Raw genomic sequence first — 15,003 nt, 5'->3', positions numbered from 1 at the left:
TTCGTCTCCCGTGCGCCGCCGTGAATTCCTCGCGGCGGGTGCAACTGCCCTCTCGACCGCCGTCGCGGGCTGTTCGAGCGATTCCGGGTACGACGGATCGTTCGGGCGGCCGACCGATCGCTGGCCCGCCGCCGGGTACGCCCCTGCCGGCACCAGTCACGCACCCGCCGGCCCCGACGCCCCGACCGAGCAGTGGACCCTCGACCGCGAGTCAGTAGAGCCGTCGATGTACGGCTATCTCGGCCCGCCAGCCGTCGGCGACGCGGTCTACGTCGCCGGGATGGCCAGAGGCTACTACGACTCCGAGCAACTCGACAGCGTGCTGGCCGCGGTCGACCCGGACGCTGGGACGACGCTGTGGACCCACACTGTCGAAGAGCGGATCGTCGGCGCGCCGGCGGTGATCGGGTCGACCGTCGTCGTCGGCACGGCCGACGGTCGCGTCCTGGCCGTCGAGGAGGGCGAGCCAGCCTGGGAGACCTCGCTCGGTGGTGCCGGTCTGACTCCCTCGGTGTTCGGCGACCGACTCTACGTCCCCGACGACAGCGGGGCGCTGCACTGTCTCGACCAGTCGGGATCGACCCGCTGGACGGCGTCCCGGAGTACCCTGCTGGACGCACTGCTCGGAGGCGGCGATCCGATTCGCGCGGCGGTCCCGGCGGTCGACAGCGATCGGGTCTACGCCGCGTTCAGCACCGGAGACAGCGGCCCCTCGGTCGTCGTCGCCTACGACCACAGCGGCCTGCGGAAGTGGCGCCTCGAACTCCAGTCCGGGATCGGGTACGACGTCGGTCCCAGAGGACTGGCGCTCGACGACGGGACACTGTATCTCTCGCACGGCGGGACCGTCGCGGCGGTCGACACCGCGGCCGGCGAACTGGACTGGGAGTTCGTCACTGGGTACTACAGTGCCGGACCGCCAGCGACCGACGGCCAGCGCGTCTACGTCGCCGCGAAGAACCTCTACGCGCTCGATTCCGGCGACGGGACCGAGCTATGGCGCGTCGTCAACGAGTCCCGACCCCGGAACGATACCGATATCAACGGCGTGCCGTTCCTGGCCAGGCCCGTCGTCGCCGACGGGACGGTCTACCTGCGGGCGGCCGGGTTCGACCCCGAAACCGGGACACGCCGCTGGGGGTCCGATGCCGATAGCTGGGCGGACTCGGGGAAGTTCTTCACCGATCCGTACGACCGCGTGCCGATGGCGAACCTCGCGGTGACGGCCGACGGGCTCTACCTGACACACTCCGTCCGGGGGGTGCAGAAGTTCGCATGACCGAGCGGTCCCGCCGCGAACTGCTCGGCTCGCTCGGTGCCGCCGGAATCGCCGGACTCGCTGGCTGTGCGAGTGGCGGTTCCGAGGACGCCGAGCGTACCGACTCGGTCGGCTCGTGCCCGGCGTACGAGCCCACAGTCTCGCCGACATCGGCGTGGACGACACGCCTGGGCGGTCCCCAGGGGACCGGGACCGTCCCGGCCGACGCGATTCCCGGCGCGAACCTGTCCCACGACTGGACGTTCGAGTTCGAGACGGCACTCGGCTACCATACCCCCATTGTCGTCGACGGGACGGTCTACGTCAGCGACCTGGATACGACCATGTGGGCGCTCGACGTAGATTCGGGTGACGTGGACTGGCAGACGAGCGTTCCCGAATATCCTGGCTCACCGGCCGTCGCGGAGGAGACGGTGGTCTATCTCGCCGACAAGGACGTCAGGGCCCTCGACGCGGCGACCGGCGAGACGGTGTGGACGGCCCTGGAGACCGGCGGCCGCCTGCTGGACGCGCGCCCAGTCATCGCCGACGGGACGGCGTACGTCCAGGTCGGCGTCGCCACCTACGCGCTGGATGTAGCCACCGGCGAGACGGAGTGGCGGTACGCCACCGGGCTTCAGTCCGAGGTGACGCCCGCCGTCGCCGACGGCACCGTCTACGTCGGCGGGGACGACACCTACGTCCGAGCGCTCTCGGCGGCCGACGGGAGCCAGCGGTGGCGGTACAAGTTCGGTAATCGTGTCGAAGGGAACGTCAGTGTCGCCGCCGGACGGGTCTTCGCGGGGTCCCGTGACGGATTCGTCGTCGCGCTGGACGCCGCCGACGGGAGCCGGGAGTGGCGGTATCGGCTCCCGAAGTCGGAGGGTGACCGGCCGACTCCCGAGACGATCACGACCGACGGGAGCAGAGTCTATATTCTTGCGGGTGGGCGGCTCCACACGCTCGCCGTCGCGGACGGGACGGTCTGCTGGTCGAGACCCGACCTTGGCGGGAGCTACAACGCCGGCGTCGCCGTCGGTGGCGGTCGGCTGTACGTCCCCGCCGACCGCCGCGACACCCGATTCGTAACCCTCGACCCCGTCACGGGAGACCGACTGGAGTCGTGGGGGGCCGAGGACACCCACTTCGAGACCGGGCCGGCCGTCGTCGACGGCGCGGTGTACGTCAGCGGGGGAACCGGCCTCGCACGGTTCAGCTAATCGCCGCGGGCGGTAGCTCTTTCCCGCCCACGCCCGGAGACGGTGGCATGGACCCCGACCTCTCTCGACTGGACGCCTACCTGGACGAGACTGGCGCCGACGGCTATCTGATCGACGCCGACTCGGAACTGTCTGACCAGTACTACCTCTCGGGCTTCGACGCCCCGGACCCCTTCGTCACGCTGTACGACGGGGAGACACATCTCCTGTTCCCCCGGAGTCTGGAGTTCGGCCGGGCGAAGCGGGAATCCCGGGCCGATACGGTCGAGCGGTACGTCGACTTCGACCACCAGCGTCTCGTCGAGGAACACGGCCCGGACGAGGCGGTCTCGCACGTCCTCGCGGCGTTTCTGGACAGCTACGACGTGGAGTCGGTGGCCGTTCCGTCGCGGTTCCCACTGCGGACCGCGGACCGACTCAGAGACCGCGGCAAGACGGTGACTGCCGACACCGACAGCGTGGTGACAGAGATCAGAGCGACGAAGACCGACACGGAGATCGACCACGTCCGAACCGCCCAGCGGGCCAACGAGGCGTCGATGGCGGCCGCGGAGGCCTTCCTGCGGGAGGCGACGGTCGAGGACGGTACGCTCGTCCACGACGGCGACCCGCTGACCAGCGAGGCCGTCAAAGAGGAGATCGAGGTGACGCTGTTGCGCCACGGCTGTGCACTGGACGAGACCATCGTCGCCTGTGGTGCCGACGCGGCGGACCCCCACGACCGCGGGAGCGGCCCGCTCTCGGCCGACGAGGCCATCATCGTCGACATCTTCCCGCAGGACAAGACCACGAAATACCACGCCGACATGACCAGAACGTTCGTCAAGGGCGAGCCCACCGACGAGATTCGCGAGTGGTACGACCTCACCGAGCGGGCGAAGGCGGCGGCCTTCGAGGCGCTCGAACCCGGTGTCACTGGCGAGGCAGTCCACGACGCCGTCTGTGACGTCTACGAAGAAGCGGGTGAGCCCACGCTCCGGAGCGACGACCGCACCGAGACGGGCTTCATCCACAGTACCGGCCACGGAGTGGGTCTCGACGTCCACGAACTCCCGCGTCTCTCGCCCAACGGCGGCGAACTGGAACCAGGTCACATCGTCACTATCGAACCGGGGCTGTACGACCCCGAAATCGGTGGCGTCCGCATCGAGGATATCGCCGTCGTCACCGAGGACGGCTACGAGAACCTGACCGAGTACGAGCAGACGCTGGTGATCTGAGCGGCCTACTTCTGCGGGTTTGTGACGTGGTAATCACTGGCACGATTATATCATGAACATTTATTATAGATGGGGCAAAAGGAGGTGGTACCCTATGCTTGTACCCAAAGCAATTCGTTCGCCGACACGCCACAGCGCCTCGACTCCCGACTACACGACACGACCCACACGACCCCCAGGATGACAACACGGATCACGACACCCAGCGACGACGAATCGTACCCGACCACCCAGACGATCGGCGAGACCGACCGGAGCGATCGGGCGCCGATGATGTTCTCGCCGACCAGTTCCGCGACGGCCGGGCAGTTCGACACCGAAGCCGACCAGCCACAGTAACAGAACGCCTTTGGCCGCGGCCGTCGTCTCCCCACCCATGGCTGAGTACACGACGGTCTCGATCCCGAAGGACCTCGCGGACCGCGTCGACGAGACGATCGAAGGCACGAGCTTCGCCAGTACCTCCGATCTCGTCCGGTTCCTGCTGCGCAGCATCGTCGTCCAGCACCAGCGCCAGGGCGAACTCACCGAAGCGGAGTTCCAGGATATCGCCGACGAACTGCGGGACCTGGGCTACCTGGACTGATCAAACCGGATACTCCTCGGGCGGTTCGATATCGAGTATCTCGACCGACTGCTCCCGGTCCGACCGGTCGAACGCCTTGAAGGAGTCCTCGTCCCACGGCGGGATGGCGACGAAGATCACCTCGTGGAGGTCGTCGGTCACGTCGACGCCCATCCGTCCTGTGGGATGTGAGATGAACCGCCCGTGGGTCTGTCCCGCCGGCGTCCCGAGATCCATCCCGAAGACGGCGTTGACGGAGCTACCCGCGGAGGGCAGATAGAAGTCCGTGAACACGGGCGTCTCCGGCGGGAGGTCGGCATCCGGGAGCTCCGACGCCCGTGTCACCGCGAGCGATATCGTCACGGAATCCGGTTCGGCGTCGCTCGCCAGCCGTAACAGCGTCTGGACCAGACCGCGGGTGACGTATACCACGCCCGAGATTGGCGTGGCTGGAATAAAACCCCGTCGCCGCCCCTACCCGAAGACGAGCGATTTCATGCTCTGGGCCCAGAGACCCGGTGCCCGCTCACGCGACCCACGGACTGCGTAGGTCAGCGCCTCGGCGGCGTCGTCCATGATGCCGTGGCCGTGCCCGACCAGTATCCGGTCGGGGTTCAGCCTGGTGAGTTTCTTCGGGGGGAACAGACGGACCATCGGATGGACGCCGAGTCGCTCGTCGCCCGTCAGGAAGTAGTCGGCGGTGCCGACCGATTCGGGGACGACGAGTGTGTCGTCCTCGTCGCCGTACAGCGCCGCCTCCTGCCAGAAGGGGTTCTTCCGGACAGTGTGGACGCCGTAGTCCGTCCCCGGAATCTGGCGGTGCAACCGCTCGACCGGTGCGTCGAGTTCGCTCGCGACGCCCGAGAGCGCCTCGGGGAGGTAGACGGGCACGTCGTGGCGGTTCGCGATGGCAGCGCTGTCGCGCTTGTGACGGTCCAGCAGGACGACGACGCCGGCCACGTCGCCGTATTCGGCGAATAGGTCGTCGATACCCTCCGCGTCGACCGGGTCGACGAGGAACACGCCCGCGTCGGTGGCGAGGACGTGACTGGCCCGTTGCATCCCTTCCTCGGGGTGGGCGATCCAACTGGCCCCGCGGTCCCAGCGGTTCGTCACTTCCCAGTTCGTCGCCGTCCCCGAACCTTTCAGGGGCATATCCAGAACTGAGGGTTACACGGTATTAAGCCCGTTCACCGTGTGGGTGGTCCACACACTCCCTCAGACGCCGGTGACGATGACGGCACCGCGCATCCCGAACTGGTTGTAGACCGAGCCCCCCATGAACGATTCGACGCGGTACGGGGCGCCGTGGAAGGTGCTGTAGTAGAGGTAGTGCCCCCAGGCTTCGAACGTGTGGGTGAACTCTTCGCCGCCGGGCGGGCGCATGCCGCTGTCGAAACACCCCAGCGAGAGCGAGACGACGTCGTTCGGGAACGCTGGATCGCCGTCCTCGGCCCAGGTCCAGCGGACGGTCGTTCCCGGCGAGACCAGGACAGCCGTCGGCGAGTACGAGACGGGGGCTGTCTCCATCTCGATGCCGGGAACGTCCACGGCTCGCGGGTCGCCGACCGCGATCTCGACTGTTTCCTGATCGGTCCGGTCGACGAGACCGCTGTTCCAGACCGGTGGCTCGACGAACGCTGCCGACTCGTTGAGGAAGGCGCCGAGTCGCCGCCGCCTGGCGAAAGCCGTCCGGCCACAGACGATCGGATCGTCTGGCTCGACGGGATTGCTCTCGGGTCCCGTCACGTCTCCGGCCGGCTCCGCGGACCTGCCACCGCCCAGGAGACCGGACGCGAACCCCGAGACAGCGAGGACAGCCCCCAGGAAGCCACGGCGTGTCGTGAGCGGAGACGGGACCATCGACACCCCGACGGTCGCCCCCGAACCGGGTTTGTAATAGCGTGCCTACCTGACCGCCAGCGCCTCCGCGAGCAACTCCGTGATGCCGACTATCTCGACATCGTCCTCGTAGCCGCCGGTCTTGCGGCCGTCCTCGTACATCGTCATGCACATCGGGCAGGCGACGACGAACTTCTGGACGGCGTCGCCGGCCTCGGTGTCGGAGAGGGCCTCCCGGAGCCGCTCCTCGCTCGGTTTCGGCTCCTCGTCGAAGTCCATCCAGAGCCCGCCGCCACCGCCACCACAGCAGAAGCTGTCCGAGCGGTTCCGGGGCATCTCGACCAGTTCACAGCCGGTCGACCGGATCAGCTCCCGTGGGGCCTCGTACTCGTCGTTGTACCGGCCCAGGTGACACGGGTCGTGGTAGGTGACCGTGTAGTCGAGCGCGTCCGGCACGGTCAGAGCTCCGGACGAGACCAGCTTCGAGACCACCTGCGTGTAGTGGAAGACGTCGCTCTCGGCCCACTCACAGGCCTCGAATTCGGGATACTCGTTGGCGAAGGTGTTGAACGCGTGGGGGTCGGTCGTGACGATGGCGTCGTACTCGCAGTCCTGGATAGCGGCGCAGTTCTGTTCGACGAGTTCCTCGTACAGTCCCTCTTCGCCGACGCGGCGGACGTCGTTGCCGTCGGCCTGCTCGTCTTCGTAGAGGATGCCGTAGTCGACGTCCGCAGCCTCGAAGACCCGTGCCAGGGCACGTGCCACGGCCTTGTTCCGGTCGTCGTAGCTCGGATAGTCGCCGACGTACCAGAGGTACTCGACTGGTTCCTCGCGGGCGTCGGGCACCGTAAACGGGAGGTCGTCGGTCCAGTCGGGCCGCTTGCGGGCGGACTCCCCGAAGGTGTTGCCGTGCTGGAACACGTCCATCATCGCGTCCTGGACGTGCTCGTCCATCTGGCCGGACTCGGTCAGCCGGCGGTTCATATCGGTAAAGTGCGTGAGGTGCTCGATATCGACGGGACAGGCGTCGACACAGGCCAGGCAGTTCATACACGACTCCATCGTCCCCGCGTCGATGACGCTCGTCCCGCCGTCGGCGACGATGGGGATGGCCTCCGTCTCGCCCGCAGCGCGTTCCTCGCGGTAGGACTTCAGATCGAGGATGACCTCCTGGGGGTCCAGCGGGCGCCCGGCGGCGTTGGCCGGGCAGGCCGACGAACAGCGACCACACTTCGTGCAGGCGTCCTGGTCCAGTGTCTGCTTCCAGGAGAAGTCCTCGATCGTCGAGGGACCGATGTCCTCCGGCGCGGCGTCGGCGGGCACGCCGGGTAGGCGGACCCCGGCCTTCTCGTCGGCGAGTGCGACGTTGGTCGCCGAGGAGAGCATGTGGAACGGCTTGCCGTAGGGGATCCAGGCGACGAACCACAGTGCCAGCAGCGAGTGTGACCACCAGACGGTGGGGTACGCGGTCTGTGCGGTCTGGGGTGTCACGCCCACCGCCGAGATCACCGCTGCCAGCGAGTAGCCGACGAACGAGACCGTCTCGAACGGTGGAAAGTCCTGGCCGAGGATACGGACGGCTTCGGTCAGGTAGCCGCCGACGCCGAGCGCGAACAGCGACCAGAGGAAGAGCAGGTCGTCACGGCCGCTGTAGGGGCCCTGAAGGCGGTCGAGACTGGCTCCGTGGCGTTTGTAGATGGCGATACCCAGACCGACGACGAACAGCAGCCCCATCGCGTCGACGACCAGCGAGTAGCCAAGGTAGAAGTCCCCGACGAAGAACGACTGGCCGGTCAGCGGCCGGTAGATGTCCATGTCGATGCCAAGGATGGTGGTCGCGATCAGCAGGGTGAGAAAGCCCCAGAAGACCAGCAGGTGCCAGGTCGCGCCCAGGCCGTCCCTGGCGAACAGTTTCGCGTTGCCGAACGCCGCCAGCAGGCCCTCGCGGAGCCGGCCGGGGAGGTCACCGAGGCGGTCGATGGGCTCTTCGTCCGCGGCCCGGTACTGCTGGACCCGCCGATAGACGCCGACGCCGAAGACCAGCAACGCCAGGGCCGCCAGGTAGTAGAACACGGCCTTGCCGACGGGGCCGATGAGCCAGAACGTCGGTCGGGTGACTGTCTGGAGCATCGGTCAGGCGAACTGCTCGGTCAGTTCCGGAACGACGTCGAAGAGGTCCCCCACGATACCGTAGTCTGCGATGTCGAAGATGGGGGCGTCGGGGTCCTCGTTGATGGCGATGATAGTCTCGGCACCCTTCATGCCGGCGACGTGCTGGACCGCGCCGGAGATCCCGATTGCGAGGTAGACATCGGGCGTGACCGTCTTGCCGGACTGGCCGACCTGGCGGTCTTTCGGGAGCCAGCCGTTGTCGACGACCGGTCTGGAGGCCGACAGCGTCGCCCCGGTCACGTCACAGAGCTCCCGGATCATGTCGAGGTTCTCCTCCTCCTCGATGCCGCGACCGATGCTGACCAGGAAATCGGCGTCGCTGATGTCGACGTCGCCCTCACCGGTCGTGACGAAGCCGGTGACCGTCGAGCCGATGGTGCCCTCGTCGATGGTGACGTCGGCCGCCTGGACGCTGGCCGACCCGTCGCCGGTCGCCGGTTCCCACTCGCTGGCCCGGAGCGTCAGCAGACACGGTCGCTCCTCGACGGCGATATCGCTCTCGACTTTCGAGCCGAGTCGCTCGCGGGTGGCGACGAGTGTGTCGTCGTCGAAGGCGGTCGCGACGACGTCGGTCACGATCGGGAGGTCGAGCCGTCGTGCGACCGCAGGTGCGTAGTCGATCCCGTCGACGCTGTGCGGGGTGACGACGGCAGCGGGCGAGAGCTGGTCATTGAGCCGCTCCACCGCCTGCACGTAGACGTCGTGGTTGAACTCCTTCCCGTAGTCGACCGTGTGGATGGCGTCGACGCCCTTTCGGTTCAGCGACTCGGCGAACGCGTCGACGTCGCCCGAGACGACGGCGACGTGGAGGTCCCCGCCGAGCCCGTCGGCCAGTTCACGGCCGGCCGTGAGCAGGCGGTGGCTCACGTCACGAAGCTCTCCCTGGCGGTGCTCGGCGACTGCGAGCACGTCGCTCATGCGTCGATCACCCCCTCGTCGTCGAGGACATCAGCCAACTTGGTGGCCTGCTCGTCTGGACTGCCGTCGAGGTACTCGGCGTCGCTCTCGCTCTCGGGTTCGGCGAGACGGCGCAGCGAGAGCCGTCCGTCCAGTTCACCCTCCAGACCGATGTCGGCGAGCGTCTGCACGTCGAGGGGCTTGGACTGGGCCTGTCGGATGCCCCGGAGACTTGCGTACCGCGGGTCGTTGATGCCGGACTGGATGGTCAGGACGGCGGGCAGGTCGACGTCGGTCTGCTCCTCGACGCCGCCTTCGAGTTCCCGGTGGACGTGTGCGACGCCGCCGTCGGCGCCCAGGTCGAGGTCGTTGACGACGGCAGCCCACTGGAAGTCCAGTTCCGCCGCGAGCGCGACGCCGGTCGCGCCCCAGGCGTCGTCACCCGACTGCACGCCCGTCAACACCAGGTCGGGGTCGACTTCTTCGGCGACTGCGGCGAGGATAGTCGCCTTCGCAGCGACGTCGAGGACGTCGGCCGACGCGAGCGTGTCGTCCCAGACCCGCACGGCCCGGTCGACCCCCTTGGCGAGGGCCTGTCTGATCGTCTCCTCACTCCGTTCTGGCCCGATGCTCGCTGCGACGACCTCGCACTCCTCGTCGGCGGCCTCGGTGATCTGGACTGCTTCCTCGATGGCGTACTCGTCCCACTCGTTGAGTTCGTGGGTGACGTACTGGTCGTCGATCCGGTTGTCGACGATCTCGAATTCGTCGTCGACGACGGCCGTCTCCGCGGCGGTCGTGAGGATGCGCATACAGCGGATGTACTCAGCGGTCTCACATTAACGTTTATCCGAACAACGCAGCTGTTTCAAGTATTGTTCGCTATATATCCGATAAATTTACCAGTGTTAAATACAGTCCCGAGATAGTTTTCCGCCGGGAATTATTTGATGCTGCCATGAAATATCGTTCGTATGCACTTCGCTCTCACACAGGAGCAGCGTCAGATCCGGGAGATGGTCCGCGAGTTCGTCGACGAGGAGGTGGTTCCGCGGGCCGGCGAGATCGACGAGCGCGACGAGTTCCCTCGGGATCTGGTCGACCAGATGGCCGACCTGGGGCTGATGGGAATGCCCATCGACGAGGAGTACGGCGGTGCGGGCCTGGACTACCACAGCTACGTGATGGCACTGGAGGAGATCTCTCGTGGCAGCGGCGGCCTCGCGACCATCGTCGGCGCCCACATCTCCCTGGCCTGTAACATGATCGCGGACTTTGGGACCGCGGCCCAGAAGGAGACCTACCTCACGCCCCTGGCGGAGGGGCGTGAGATCGGTGCGTTCGCGCTCTCGGAACCCGGCGCCGGGAGCGACGTCCCGGCGATGGAGACGACCGCGGAACGCACCGACGACGGCTACGTCGTCGACGGAAACAAACTCTGGATCTCGAACGGGTCCGTCGCGGACACTGTGGTCCTGTTCGCGAAGACCGACCCGGACGCGGACAACAAGGGCATCTCCTCGTTCGTCGTCCGGCCCGAGGAGGACGACGGGTTCGTGGTCGAGGGCACCGAGCACAAACTCGGCGACAAGGGCTGTCCGACCGCGGAACTCCGGTTCGACGACATGTTCTTGCCGGCGGACCGACGCCTCGGCGAGGAGGGTCGTGGGTTCGTCCAGGCCCTGAAGACGCTCAACGGTGGCCGTATCTCAATCGCCGCCCGTGGTGTCGGCATCGCGCAGGCCGCTCTCGACGAGGCCAGTTCGTACGCACAGGAGCGCGAGCAGTTCGGGCAACCCATCGGCGAGTTCCAGGCGATCAAGCACAAACTCGCCGACATGGACACGAAGATCCAGGCGGCCAGGATGCTGATGCACAAAGCCGCAGACAGGAAGATCCGCGGTGAGCGGTTCATCAAGGAGGCCGCACAGGCCAAACTGTACGCCTCCGAGATCTCCCGGGAGGTGGCCAACGAGGGGATCCAGATCCACGGTGGCTACGGCTACACCAAGGACTTCCCGGTCGAGCGGTTCTACCGGGACGCCAAACTCAACGAGATCTACGAGGGGACCAGCGAGGTCCTGCGGAACACGATCGGCGATCAGTTACTGGAGGAGTGAGCGCCCGCGACCACGTGAGCAGATGACGGCCTGTCGATAGGTTGTGAAATAGACCCACAGGATTTTGGGTGGAACGATAAACTCGTTTACTCTGTCAACTGGGATATGGAGTTCGCCCTCAGTGCAGAACAGGAACAGATCCGCGACGAAGTGCGCCGGTTCGCCGAGAACGAGATCGCGCCGGTCGCCGGCGAGTACGACCGCAACGAGGAGTTCCCCCACGAGATCGTCGAAGAAGCGGCCCAGATGGGTCTCACCGGCGCAGGCATCCCGATGGAGTACGGCGGGGCCGGCTACTCCACCCTGGAGATGGCCCTGATCATCGAGGAACTGTTCGCGGTCGACCCCGGTATCGGACTCTCCATCGCGGCGGCCTCGTTCGGGGCCGACGCCATCATGGGTTTCGGGACAGAAGCGCAGAAAGAACGGTACCTCGAACCCGTCGCGACCGGGGACGCAATCATGGGGGCTGCGATCAGCGAACCCGACGTCGGGTCGGACGTCTCGTCGGTCTCGACACGCGCCGAGAAGGACGGCGACGAGTGGGTCGTCAACGGAAACAAGATGTGGATCACCAACGGTACCGTCGGGGACTACTTCGTCGTCCTCTGCCAGACCGATTCCGACGCGGAGGGGCGGTACAACGGCTTCTCACAGATCGTCGTCGAGGCCGACCGCGACGGGTTCGCCGCCGAGAAGATCACCGGAAAACTCGGCATCCGTGCCTCCGATACGGCGGAGTTGCTACTCGACGACGTTCGGGTGCCAGCGGAGAATCTCGTGGGCACGCGCGGGGCCGGCTTCCTCCAGTTGATGCAGTTCTTCGACGAGACGCGGACGGCCGTCGCGGCCCAGGGTGTCGGTATCGCCAAGGGAGCCACCGAGCGTGCGCTCTCGTACGCCCAGGAGCGCGAGCAGTTCGGTAAGCCTATCGGGGAGTTCCAGGCCATCCAGCACAAACTGGCCGACATGCACACCCGGACCGAAGCTGCCCGGCAGCTGACCTACAAATCCGCCTGGAGCGTCGACAACGCCGACGACCAGCTGACGATGCTGGCCTCGATGGCGAAAGAGTACGCCTCTCGTGTGGCCGTCGACGTCGCCGACGAGGCGGTCCAGATCCACGGCGGCGCCGGCTTCGTCGACGACTTCGACGTCGAGCGGCTCTACCGGGACGCGAAGATCACCCAGATCTACGAGGGGACCACGGAGATCCAGAAGAACATCATCGCCCGCGAACTGCTGGGAAAGGGCGCGTTCTGACGGTCAGAGCCGGTCGGCGTCGATGTCGACGCCCGGGGGCGTGACCACGAGGAATCCGCGGAAATGCATCAGTTCGCCGCCGGCCTCCTTGACGGGTCGGGCGAACCCCGCCGCGAGTTCGTTGAGGTCGCCGTCGACGTTCAGTACGAGGACGGCCCCATCCTCGACGGTCTCGATCCACTCCTGATCGGGTGTCGTGCCGTCGAGGATACCCAGCACGACACGGTCGCTGTTGCCCCCGCCGCTGTCGCCGTCCATCTGGTCCTCGACCGCCTGCAGGTCCAGGCCCTCGAAGTCACTCATACGGAGTCGATAGCGGGGCGGAGAGAAAAATCCTCCCCACGGTCGGCCCGTCGTCGCTCCTGCCGACCGGATTTTTGTCCGTGGCGTGTGAACGGCCGGCCATGCTCTCGACGCCCGCGTGGCTCACGCTGGAGGCGAAGGATCCGGACCGGCTGGCGGCGTTCTACGAGGCGTTCCTGGAACTGGATATCGTCTCGGAGTCCGAGCAGGAGGCGGTCCTCTCGGCCGGCGAGACGGCGCTCCGCCTGCGCGCACCCGGGGAGGTCCCTCGTGGCGGCCTCCACACCCACTACGCCCTGACGGTCCCCGAGCGCGAGTACGACGACTGGTACGACGTGCTCGGCGAGCGCTTCGACCTCGTCGAGGAAACCTTCGGTGGCCAGCGGTCGCTGTACTTCTACGACCCCGAGGGGAACTGCGTCGAACTCGGCGAGCGGGCCGACGCCCCCGAGGGCGTCTCGGACCTGTTCGAACTCGTCCTGGAGGTCGAGGACCTGGACGCGGCCGTCGAGTTCTACACCGACCTCGGCTTCGCGGTCGTCGACGACGGCCGCCAGGAGGGCCGGGTCCGCCTCTCGACTGGCGAGTTCGATCTGGAACTGTGGGCACCTCGGCTCGGTATCGCCGACGCCCGCGGCGGTGTCCACGTCGACTTCGGTGTCGTGGCCTCGGCGCCGGACTCGACTGCTCGCGAGGTCGCCGACAGAGCCCTCGCCGTGACGTCGGTCGACGAGGGTATCCGTATCCGGGACCCCGACGGCCACTACCTGACGCTGGTCGCAGAATAGTCGGAACCCGGACATGTCGGGGGCCGATGGACAACTATAAGTACCGGAAGCGACCAGATACGGGTGATTATGTCCAACATTGAGGGCACGTCGGAATCTCCGGCGGATCGAGTTCTTCCAGGGCACACTGGATTCCACGTCTGAGATAACAGACGCACGGATTTTCGACACCACACTGCGTGACGGTGAGCAGTCGCCACGCACGTCGTTCAACTACGAGGACAAACGCGAGATCGCGGCGATTCTCGACGAGATGGGCACCCACGTCATCGAGGCTGGCTTCCCCGTCAACTCCGACGCGGAGTTCGAGGCCGTCCGCGACATCGCCGAAGCAACTCACGTGACGACGTGCGGGCTGGCGCGTGTGGTCGAGAAAGACATCGAGGCGGCCTTAGATTCGGGTGTGGACATGGTCCACACCTTCGTCTCGACGTCGGACGTACAGTTGCAGGATTCCATGCACGCGACACGGCAGGAGGCACTCGACACGGCCGTCGAGTGCGTCGAGATGATCAAAGACGCCGGCGTCGAGTGCATGTTCTCGCCGATGGACGCCACCCGGACCGACGGGGAGTTCCTCCTGGAGGTCATCGAGGCGACGTCGGCGGCAGGCGCAGACTGGATCAACATCCCCGACACCTGTGGGGTCGCCACGCCGCGGCGGTTCTACGACCTCATCGAGGAGGTCGACGCACACACCGAGGCCCGCATCGACGTGCACACGCACGACGACTTCGGGCTGGCGTCGGCAAACGCCATCTCCGGGTTCGAGGCCGGCGCGAGCCAGGCCCAGGTGTCGGTCAACGGTATCGGTGAGCGGGCGGGCAACGCGGCCTACGAGGAGGTCGTGATGAGCCTGGAGTCGCTGTACGACGTCGACACCGGTATCGATACCACCCGGATCACCGAACTGTCACGGATCGTCGAGGAGAAGTCCGACATCCCGATTCCGGCCAACAAGCCGATCGTCGGTCGCAACGCCTTCTCCCACGAGAGCGGCATCCACGCCGCGGGCGTCATCGAGAACTCCGACACCTTCGAACCCGGCGTCATGACCCCCGAGATGGTCGGCGCCGAGCGCGAACTGGTGCTGGGCAAGCACACGGGCGCCCACTCGGTGCGAGAACGGCTGATCGACGCCGGCTACGATCCGACCGAGGCCGAGGTCCGCGAGGTGACCCGTCGGGTCAAGGACTTCGGCGCCGAGAAACAGCAGGTCACGATGACCGAACTGGAGCGGTTCGCCCAGGAGGTCGGTGTCGACGAGGAGACCGAGGAGGTCAGGGCGTAGGCCCATGTCGTCCTCGGTCGCTGTCTACGGCCAGCAGCCACGGGTGAATCCCCTGGTGTGGGAC

At 66.6% G+C, this 15,003-nt stretch carries 16 protein-coding genes; 9 read left to right on the top strand and 7 right to left on the bottom strand.

All coding sequences use genetic code 11. From position 1 onward, the window contains the following. Positions 1–10: 10 nt before the first annotated feature. The 5 genes from Hhyl2_RS05490 to Hhyl2_RS05470 all read left to right on the top strand — a co-directional run bounded on the left by Hhyl2_RS05490 (position 11) and on the right by Hhyl2_RS05470 (position 4,284). A complete protein-coding gene (locus tag Hhyl2_RS05490) occupies positions 11–1,279 on the top strand; it encodes an outer membrane protein assembly factor BamB family protein (protein ID WP_483549725.1) in 1,269 nt (422 codons plus the stop codon). Next, positions 1,276–2,478 (top strand): outer membrane protein assembly factor BamB family protein, encoded by a 1,203-nt coding sequence (locus tag Hhyl2_RS05485; protein ID WP_483549724.1) that lies wholly within the window; start codon positions 1,276–1,278, stop codon positions 2,476–2,478. The genes Hhyl2_RS05490 and Hhyl2_RS05485 overlap by 4 nt, the downstream gene beginning before the upstream one ends. A gap of 47 nt (positions 2,479–2,525) precedes the next feature. Further along, entirely contained in the window at positions 2,526–3,698 is a 1,173-nt protein-coding gene (locus Hhyl2_RS05480; protein ID WP_483549723.1) for a M24 family metallopeptidase, read from the top strand. A 180-nt stretch (positions 3,699–3,878) separates the two neighbouring features. After that, positions 3,879–4,037 (top strand): hypothetical protein, encoded by a 159-nt coding sequence (locus tag Hhyl2_RS05475; protein WP_483549722.1) that lies wholly within the window; start codon positions 3,879–3,881, stop codon positions 4,035–4,037. Between the two features lie 37 nt (positions 4,038–4,074). After that, positions 4,075–4,284: a ribbon-helix-helix domain-containing protein gene (locus Hhyl2_RS05470; protein ID WP_483549721.1), complete on the top strand. Its 210-nt coding sequence runs from the start codon at positions 4,075–4,077 to the stop codon at positions 4,282–4,284. Here the strand turns inward: Hhyl2_RS05470 and Hhyl2_RS05465 are convergent, their stop codons facing one another. From Hhyl2_RS05465 to Hhyl2_RS05440, 6 genes are all read right to left on the bottom strand, one after another. Beyond that, positions 4,285–4,695, bottom strand: a complete 411-nt coding sequence (locus tag Hhyl2_RS05465; protein ID WP_483549720.1) for a JAB/MPN domain protein-containing protein — start codon at positions 4,693–4,695, stop codon at positions 4,285–4,287. 42 nt (positions 4,696–4,737) lie between these two features. After that, positions 4,738–5,418 carry a hypothetical protein gene (locus Hhyl2_RS05460; protein WP_483549719.1) on the bottom strand — a complete coding sequence of 227 codons (681 nt, stop codon included), beginning with the start codon at positions 5,416–5,418 and terminating at the stop codon, positions 4,738–4,740. Between the two features lie 63 nt (positions 5,419–5,481). Continuing rightward, positions 5,482–6,126 (bottom strand): cupredoxin domain-containing protein, encoded by a 645-nt coding sequence (locus Hhyl2_RS05455; protein WP_483549718.1) that lies wholly within the window; start codon positions 6,124–6,126, stop codon positions 5,482–5,484. A 45-nt stretch (positions 6,127–6,171) separates the two neighbouring features. Then, positions 6,172–8,235, bottom strand: coding sequence for a (Fe-S)-binding protein (locus tag Hhyl2_RS05450; protein WP_483549717.1), 2,064 nt, complete (start codon positions 8,233–8,235; stop codon positions 6,172–6,174). Between the two features lie 3 nt (positions 8,236–8,238). After that, a complete protein-coding gene (locus tag Hhyl2_RS05445; RefSeq protein WP_483549716.1) occupies positions 8,239–9,195 on the bottom strand; it encodes an electron transfer flavoprotein subunit alpha/FixB family protein in 957 nt (318 codons plus the stop codon). Next, positions 9,192–9,986: an electron transfer flavoprotein subunit beta/FixA family protein gene (locus Hhyl2_RS05440; RefSeq protein WP_483549715.1), complete on the bottom strand. Its 795-nt coding sequence runs from the start codon at positions 9,984–9,986 to the stop codon at positions 9,192–9,194. The genes Hhyl2_RS05445 and Hhyl2_RS05440 overlap by 4 nt, the downstream gene beginning before the upstream one ends. Positions 9,987–10,148: 162 nt before the next feature. Here Hhyl2_RS05440 and Hhyl2_RS05435 point away from each other — a divergent pair, with 162 nt between their 5' ends. After that, positions 10,149–11,294 (top strand): acyl-CoA dehydrogenase, encoded by a 1,146-nt coding sequence (locus tag Hhyl2_RS05435; protein WP_483549714.1) that lies wholly within the window; start codon positions 10,149–10,151, stop codon positions 11,292–11,294. Positions 11,295–11,399: 105 nt separating this feature from the next. Beyond that, the gene (locus Hhyl2_RS05430) at positions 11,400–12,557 is read left to right on the top strand and encodes an acyl-CoA dehydrogenase family protein (RefSeq protein ID WP_483549713.1); all 1,158 of its coding nucleotides are present in this window, start codon (positions 11,400–11,402) and stop codon (positions 12,555–12,557) included. Between the two features lie 3 nt (positions 12,558–12,560). Here Hhyl2_RS05430 and Hhyl2_RS05425 read toward each other — a convergent pair whose 3' ends face one another. Beyond that, positions 12,561–12,860, bottom strand: coding sequence for a DUF5779 family protein (locus Hhyl2_RS05425; RefSeq protein WP_483549712.1), 300 nt, complete (start codon positions 12,858–12,860; stop codon positions 12,561–12,563). Between the two features lie 101 nt (positions 12,861–12,961). On the opposite strand from Hhyl2_RS05425, the gene Hhyl2_RS05420 reads away from it, so the two are divergent. Both Hhyl2_RS05420 and Hhyl2_RS05415 read left to right on the top strand, forming a co-directional pair. Beyond that, on the top strand, positions 12,962–13,648 hold the full coding sequence (locus Hhyl2_RS05420) for a VOC family protein (protein ID WP_483549711.1): 687 nt from the start codon (positions 12,962–12,964) through the stop codon (positions 13,646–13,648). 79 nt (positions 13,649–13,727) lie between these two features. Next, a complete protein-coding gene (locus tag Hhyl2_RS05415) occupies positions 13,728–14,939 on the top strand; it encodes a LeuA family protein (protein WP_483549710.1) in 1,212 nt (403 codons plus the stop codon). The last annotated feature ends 64 nt before the right edge of the window (positions 14,940–15,003 follow it).

The organism is Haloarcula sp. H-hyl2, assembly GCF_056934385.1.
Note: the sequence above shows the minus strand (reverse complement) of the source record. Positions and strands in the feature narration are given on the sequence as shown.

Excerpts from the sequence above, each read along its gene's own strand:
- Hhyl2_RS05485 (WP_483549724.1), top strand. The coding sequence starts at position 1,276 with ATGACCGAGCGGTCCCGCCGCGAACTGCTCGGCTCGCTCGGTGCCGCC.
- Hhyl2_RS05480 (WP_483549723.1), top strand. The coding sequence starts at position 2,526 with ATGGACCCCGACCTCTCTCGACTGGACGCCTACCTGGACGAGACTGGC.
- Hhyl2_RS05475 (WP_483549722.1), top strand. The coding sequence starts at position 3,879 with ATGACAACACGGATCACGACACCCAGCGACGACGAATCGTACCCGACC.
- Hhyl2_RS05470 (WP_483549721.1), top strand. The coding sequence starts at position 4,075 with ATGGCTGAGTACACGACGGTCTCGATCCCGAAGGACCTCGCGGACCGC.
- Hhyl2_RS05460 (WP_483549719.1), bottom strand. The coding sequence starts at position 5,418 with ATGCCCCTGAAAGGTTCGGGGACGGCGACGAACTGGGAAGTGACGAAC.
- Hhyl2_RS05455 (WP_483549718.1), bottom strand. The coding sequence starts at position 6,126 with ATGGTCCCGTCTCCGCTCACGACACGCCGTGGCTTCCTGGGGGCTGTC.
- Hhyl2_RS05450 (WP_483549717.1), bottom strand. The coding sequence starts at position 8,235 with ATGCTCCAGACAGTCACCCGACCGACGTTCTGGCTCATCGGCCCCGTC.
- Hhyl2_RS05445 (WP_483549716.1), bottom strand. The coding sequence starts at position 9,195 with ATGAGCGACGTGCTCGCAGTCGCCGAGCACCGCCAGGGAGAGCTTCGT.
- Hhyl2_RS05440 (WP_483549715.1), bottom strand. The coding sequence starts at position 9,986 with ATGCGCATCCTCACGACCGCCGCGGAGACGGCCGTCGTCGACGACGAA.
- Hhyl2_RS05435 (WP_483549714.1), top strand. The coding sequence starts at position 10,149 with ATGCACTTCGCTCTCACACAGGAGCAGCGTCAGATCCGGGAGATGGTC.
- Hhyl2_RS05430 (WP_483549713.1), top strand. The coding sequence starts at position 11,400 with ATGGAGTTCGCCCTCAGTGCAGAACAGGAACAGATCCGCGACGAAGTG.
- Hhyl2_RS05425 (WP_483549712.1), bottom strand. The coding sequence starts at position 12,860 with ATGAGTGACTTCGAGGGCCTGGACCTGCAGGCGGTCGAGGACCAGATG.
- Hhyl2_RS05420 (WP_483549711.1), top strand. The coding sequence starts at position 12,962 with ATGCTCTCGACGCCCGCGTGGCTCACGCTGGAGGCGAAGGATCCGGAC.